Origin of the sequence: endosymbiont of Lamellibrachia barhami (assembly GCF_011947365.2) — a bacterium.
Lineage (GTDB): Bacteria > Pseudomonadota > Gammaproteobacteria > Chromatiales > Chromatiaceae > QGON01.
The window spans coordinates 1,355,727-1,361,813 of the sequence record NZ_JAAVSH020000001.1 but is presented as its reverse complement, the minus strand read 5'-3'; the positions used below and the strand labels follow the sequence as shown (position 1 = coordinate 1,361,813).

Sequence of the window (6,087 nt, the reverse complement as noted above, 5' to 3'; positions counted from 1 at the left end):
GTAAGATCGATCAACACTCCCCAGGAGTCCTGGACCAGATCGTAGAGATCTCCCCCAAAGAAATCCTTGATAATGCCAAAGGGTCCGGAACTGTCTGTCGCATCCAGGGCCTGCACCGCACGAATAGTACCGAGATGAGGCGACCCGATGGTGATCAATCTCTTGGCCTTGGGAGCCCGACCTTGGACAAGCACCATCCTTGCCACCACACCGCCGGCGGAGTGACCTGCCAGGATCAATGACTCGTCAGGATGCCGGGCAGAGATCGCGGAGATCATACCCCCCAGGAGATTTGCCTGTACCGCAATGGGTGCAAGAGACGGCAGCTCAACCGGGTAGACCTTATTGACAGCGTTACTTCCCGGTCCCGGAAGAATCCTCTGAGGGGTGGCAAGGCCAGCACGCTGCCAACCGTTTTGGGCCAAAATAGCATTGACGCCACTGGTCTCCCAAGACGATGCACTGCCCAGATAACCATGCACGAGGACTAAAACATCGGGGCTGGCCGGCAGGCTTTGCAGGCCAAGAAAGAACAGAATGAAGACTTTTACTGCACGTCTCATGGTTTCACCTCTTTTCACATCAAGTGAGTCAAATATTGCCAGATTGCTACGCCATGCTCTGGTAGTAGAGATTCTGCGGATGCTGCGCCTCGGTAAAGAAATGATAGCGTTCCAAAATCAGGCCGAGGTATTGGATTCCGAAGGCCAGCAGCGGCAAGGTTTCCGACTCCAGGGCATAAGCGAGCAGAATCAGGATCACGGGCACGGCAAACACCATCAGCAGAAATGCATAACGGATCAGGTTCAGCAATCCCTGGGATTTACCGTGGAAAAACTCACGCGTATTGAATGATCCACCCATGAAACCCTGGGCCTTCTGCTCCAGTTGGGAATGATGAACACCCACTGCCGACTTCAAATCAACCTTGCATCTGAAGTGGCTGTTCCGGTAGAGGGTAGCAACACGGGTCAGCAGGCCGAACAGAGTCGCAATCACCGCCCAAGTGCCGTAGAAACCCACCAGTGAATTCCCCTGGTAGGCAGAGAAAGCCGAAGCGAGCATGAACCCTGAGGCAATACCCAGAAACAGAAAGTTCGCTACCGTCAGCGGTGAATACCACGCCTTGATGAAGCGCAGACTGGCATAGATCATTGCGGTACAGAGAAACAGGCCAAAAACCGCCAGCGTGCCCAGACCACCGATAATCAGGGAGAAATCGACCGGCAGAGTGCCGGAGATAACAAACAGCGGTTTCGTCAGACCGAAAAAGTGCACCGTACCGTAGAGAAAGATCAGTCCCATGGCAGCCGGCAGGGCCAGTACCTCACGGGAGAGCCAGGATGTACGCCATTGGGTGGCCGCACGCCAGGCACGCTCCGGATGCCCCAGGTGGAAAAACGAGGCGATCAGACCCGCAAACAACAGTACCAGAGAGACCATGCTTCCAACCGCATAGAAATTACTGCTCTGCGCAGGCAGCAAATTTGCCAGCGCATAGAGTTGACCGGTATAGAGCGCCAGAAACAGCCCCTGGCCCACACCGATCAACGTCGTCAGAAATATTACCGAAAATGCCGGGTGCATTATTTTCTCCGTTTACCGGATTCAGAAAGACCCTGAAGTCCGGCACAAAATCTTTAACCTTTAGCCTTTAGCCTTTAGCCTTCTTACCAAGCCACATCGTCCAGAGTCTCACCGGCCTCAGGCAGCGTCGGCAGCGCCTCTTTCTTCAACGGATTATCGACACGCACCAGCTCATCCTCGTGGATCTGAATCCGGGTCTTGCGACGCGGCAGATAGTGGTTTGAGGGCTTAGTCCCCCACTCAGGCTGCAGCGGATACCCCCCCTGCTCACGGATCGCCACCGACACTTCAGAGTCGGGATCATGAATATCGCCATAGATTCGTGCACGGGTGGGGCAGGCCAACACACAGGCAGGCTTGCGTTCCGACTCTGGCAGGCTCATATCGGTGATCCGGTCGATGCAGAGGGTGCACTTCTTCATCACCTTCTGCTGCTCATCAAACTCACGAGCACCGTAGGGACAGGCCCAGGAGCAGTATTTACAGCCGATGCACTTGTCGTAATCCACCAGCACCACACCGTTGTCCTCCCGTTTGTAGGAGGCCCCGGTGGGACAGACCGGCACACAGGGAGGATCTTCACAGTGCAGGCAGGATTTCGGGAAGTGGTAGGTCTCGGTGTTGGGGAACACGCCCGCCTCATAGGTCTGTACCCGATTGAAGAAGACGCCGGTAGGATCGGCATCATAGGGGCGCTGATCGGTCAAGGGACCCGCCCAGCCGGAGGTATTCCACTCCTTGCAGGAGGTCACACAGGCATGACAGCCCACGCAGACATTGAGGTCGATAACCAGTGCGAGTTGAGTCATAACATTAACCGTCTTTACGTTCCCGCTTCTTCATTCCTGAATTTTCGCCTTTTTGCGAAAAGCACCCGCCACAAACGCCTGCCACTTGCCACGCTTCGGATCCTGACCCGGCACTCTCTTCTGCGGCTTGAACTGGGGCGAAGTCACCTCTGGCTCTCCAGCCTCCGCCGGGTAGATCCTCACCCGCACATCGAACCAGGCAGCCTGTCCGGTCACAGGATCGGAGTTGGACATATGCTCCCCCGCCTCGCAGGGTGGCAGCTCTTCGGAGATAACGTGATTGAGCAGGAAGCCCTTCTGGGACTCATTCGCCTTGGGGGATAGCCCCCAACTGCCTGCCGCCTTGCCGATAGCGTTCCAGGTCCAGACTGTGCCCGGCTCCACCGCCTCGGAAAAACGCGCCATGCAGCGCACCTTGTTGATGGGCGACTCGATCCAGATCCAGTCACCATCACCAAAGCCGTTGGCCTCAGCGGTGCGGGGGTTCACAAACAGATAGTTATGGGTGTGGATCTGCCGCAACCAGGCATTCTGGGAGTCCCAGGAGTGATACATCGCCATCGGCCGCTGAGTCAGGGCATTCAGTGGATAGGTTTGGGTATCCACCAGCTTGTGTTCCAGCGGTGCGGAATAGAACGGCAGCGGATCGAAATTTTCCTCGACACGTTTACGCAGGCGCTACGGCGGTATACGACCAGGCCACTTTCCCTGGGCTGCCAGACGGAAGCGCTGCAACACCTCGGAGTAGAGGTGAATCGTAATGGGCTCTGCGTAGCGGATCATGCTGTGAGCCCGCGCCCACTCCAGATAGCCGCGATTCCAGTTGCGCATATACTGGTAGGACTTCGGCAGCTCATAGTGGTAAAAGCAGCCGTTCTCCTTATACATCTCCCACTGCCGGGGATTGGGATCGCCCTTGAGGAACTTCTCGCCGCCCTTGCCGCGCCAACCGGCAAGAAAACCGATACCAGAACCCGGCGAGGTCTCATAGTTGACGATAAAATCGGGGTAGTCTCGAAACTTGCGGCTGCCATCCTCTTTGACAAAGGCGGGCAGACCGAGACGGGATCCCAACTCGATGAGCACCTCCTGAAAGGGTTTGCAGTCGCCACGGGGCGGCACCACCGGAATGCGCACCGAATCCACCGGCCCGTCGAACTCGGAGATCGGCCGGTCGAGCATCGACATGGCATCATGGCGCTCCAGGTAAGTGGTGTCCGGCAGCACCAGATCCGCAAACGCCACGGTCTCAGACTGGAAGGCATCTGCAACGATCAGAAACGGGATCTTGTACTCCCCACTCTCATCCTTGTCGGTGAGCATCTTGCGCACATTCTCGGTGTTCATGGAGCTGTTCCACGCCATATTGGCCATGAACAGCAGCAGGGTATCGATCTTGTAGGGGTCACCGCGCCAGGCATTGGTGATAACGTTGTGCATGAGACCATGTACCGACAGGGGGTACTCCCAGGAGAAGGCCTTGTCGAGACGCACCGCCTCGCCATCCTCGTCGACAAACAGGTCGTCGGGCTTCGAAGGCCAACCCAAAGGCATCCCATCCAGCGGCGTATTGGGTTGTACAGCCTCCGGGCCATTCGGTGGTTTGGGACAGGGGGGAATCGGACGGGGGAACGGCGCCTTGTGGCGGAAACCGCCGGGACGATCGATGGTGCCCAAGAGCGTCATCAGGATACTCAGTGCGCGTATCGACTGAAAACCGTTGGAGTGGGCAGCGAGCCCACGCATTGCATGAAAGGCCACCGGGTTGCCGATCACCGAATCATGATCGTTGCCCCATGTATCGGTCCACTGGATCGGCAGCTCGATCTTCTGATCACGGGCCACCACTCCCATCTCATGGGCGAGGCGGCGGATTGTGTCAGCCGGGATGCCGGTGATATGCGCAGCCCACTCCGGCGTATACTCTTCGACCCGATCCTTCAGCAACTGGAATGCCGGCTTCACCGGCGTGCCATCCTCCAGCTTGAACTCGCCCATCAGGCGGGGATCGACACCAGGTGTATGGGTGGATATCTCACGGTCCAGATCAATGTCCCACCAGAGCTTGTTCTCAGGGTCGAAACAGCCCTCTTCGATATGCATCTCGAAACGACGGAAAAGACCGTGATCATCGCGGCTGGGATCATCCACCACCAGTTCCGCCGAGTTGGTGTATTTGATCAGAAAGTCACGATCATAGAGCCCCTGCTTGATCAGCTCATGGGTGATCGCCATGATCAGCGCACCGTCTGTGCCGGGCTTGATGGGCACCCACTCATCGGCGATCGCCGAATAACCGGTGCGTATCGGATTGATGGAGATGAAGCGGCCGCCACGGCGTTTGAAATCTGCAAGCGCAATCTTCAGCGGATTGGAGTGGTGATCCTCCGCCGTGCCGATCATGATAAACAGCTTGGCCCGATCCAAATCGGGACCACCGAACTCCCAGAAGGAACCGCCAATGGTATAGATCATACCGGCGGCCATATTCACGGAACAGAAACCGCCATGTGCTGAGTAGTTCGGGGTGCCGAACTGCTTGGCAAACATGCCGGTCAGGGCCTGCATCTGATCACGCCCGGTGAACAGGGCGAACTTTTTGGGATCCTCGGCGCGGATCTTCGACAGTCGTCCCTCTATCAGCTCAAACGCATGTTCCCAGGAGATCTCTTCAAATTCAGAACTGCCACGCTCTGCCCCCTGCTTGCGCAGCAGCGGTTTGGTCAGCCGTGCCGGCGAGTACTGCTTCATGATGCCGGAGGAACCCTTGGCGCAGATCGCCCCCTTGTTCAGCGGATGGTCGGGATTGCCTTCGATGTGGCGAATCTCGCCATCCCGCAAGGTCACCCGGATGCCGCAACGGCAGGCACACATGTAACAGGTGGTCTCTTTGACCTCGACGCGTCCCTGATCACTATCAGACCTGGAAGTGGGATCCTGCATGCTGAAAAACCTAGGCAATAGAGCGGAAATAACAATCGGCAATAATTTTAATATATTAGCCTTTTCTTATTAATATTACCAATCGCGGTGGTGTGGCAATAACCCAATTGAGCCGGCCAGAGATGAAGATAGAGCAGAGAATGCAGTAGAAACTGCTGATTGGCCGGGAGCCGACAGTTTACCCGGCAGTTAGCCGGGTAATTCAGCCGGCATCACGAAATAGTGGGCTCATCAGCTGCGGGCCGCGGCGGTGCCACCCGCTTTTTGCCAACATGGTATTCACCGCCTTTTGCAGGCGTTTGGGGTCGAAGGGCTTGCAATCATTATGCTCATGCGCTGGCTTTACTTTTTTAAAGCTCCAGCTGCTGGTATCAACATGATGAGATCGGCGTCTCAGCATAGTGATCCAGACGGGCGCAATTTGCTGACAAAGATTTGATACTACCGTCTGGCGCACTGGCATATTGATCACCAGTACCAGATCACCGCATTGTCGCGGCAACCGCATCGCCTGCATGCCCATTCCCTTCCGCCAGCACACTGCAGCTCATCACCTTCGTTAATACCCCGCATTGTTTCGCATCACTTCGGATCATCCACCGCAATTTTCATTACTGGACCCTGCTTCACAGAGAATTGAGTTTCATATATCGCCGGATGGTGGAAAAACTTTAGGCGCGGCTCTGCCCGAAAACTCCGTAGATGTGCTGAATCGTGAGGTAACTTAAAACGAAGTACGTAACATCAA

General features: G+C 56.2%; 4 protein-coding genes and 1 pseudogene. All 5 read right to left on the bottom strand.

The genetic code is table 11. The annotated features are described in order from the left end of the window. The coding region (locus G9Q73_RS06115; RefSeq protein ID WP_177419004.1) for an esterase/lipase family protein at window positions 1–563 on the bottom strand (563 nt) is incomplete at its 3' end. 46 nt (window positions 564–609) lie between these two features. Then, a complete protein-coding gene (locus tag G9Q73_RS06110) occupies window positions 610–1,587 on the bottom strand; it encodes a dimethyl sulfoxide reductase anchor subunit family protein (protein WP_177419003.1) in 978 nt (325 codons plus the stop codon). Between the two features lie 83 nt (window positions 1,588–1,670). Then, window positions 1,671–2,396 (bottom strand): sulfite dehydrogenase subunit SoeB, encoded by a 726-nt coding sequence (gene soeB / locus G9Q73_RS06105; RefSeq protein ID WP_177419002.1) that lies wholly within the window; start codon window positions 2,394–2,396, stop codon window positions 1,671–1,673. 30 nt (window positions 2,397–2,426) lie between these two features. Then, a pseudogene (gene soeA / locus G9Q73_RS06100) lies at window positions 2,427–5,339 on the bottom strand (sulfite dehydrogenase subunit SoeA). Between the two features lie 202 nt (window positions 5,340–5,541). After that, window positions 5,542–5,862 (bottom strand): hypothetical protein, encoded by a 321-nt coding sequence (locus tag G9Q73_RS06095; protein WP_177419001.1) that lies wholly within the window; start codon window positions 5,860–5,862, stop codon window positions 5,542–5,544. Between the last annotated feature and the right edge of the window lie 225 nt (window positions 5,863–6,087).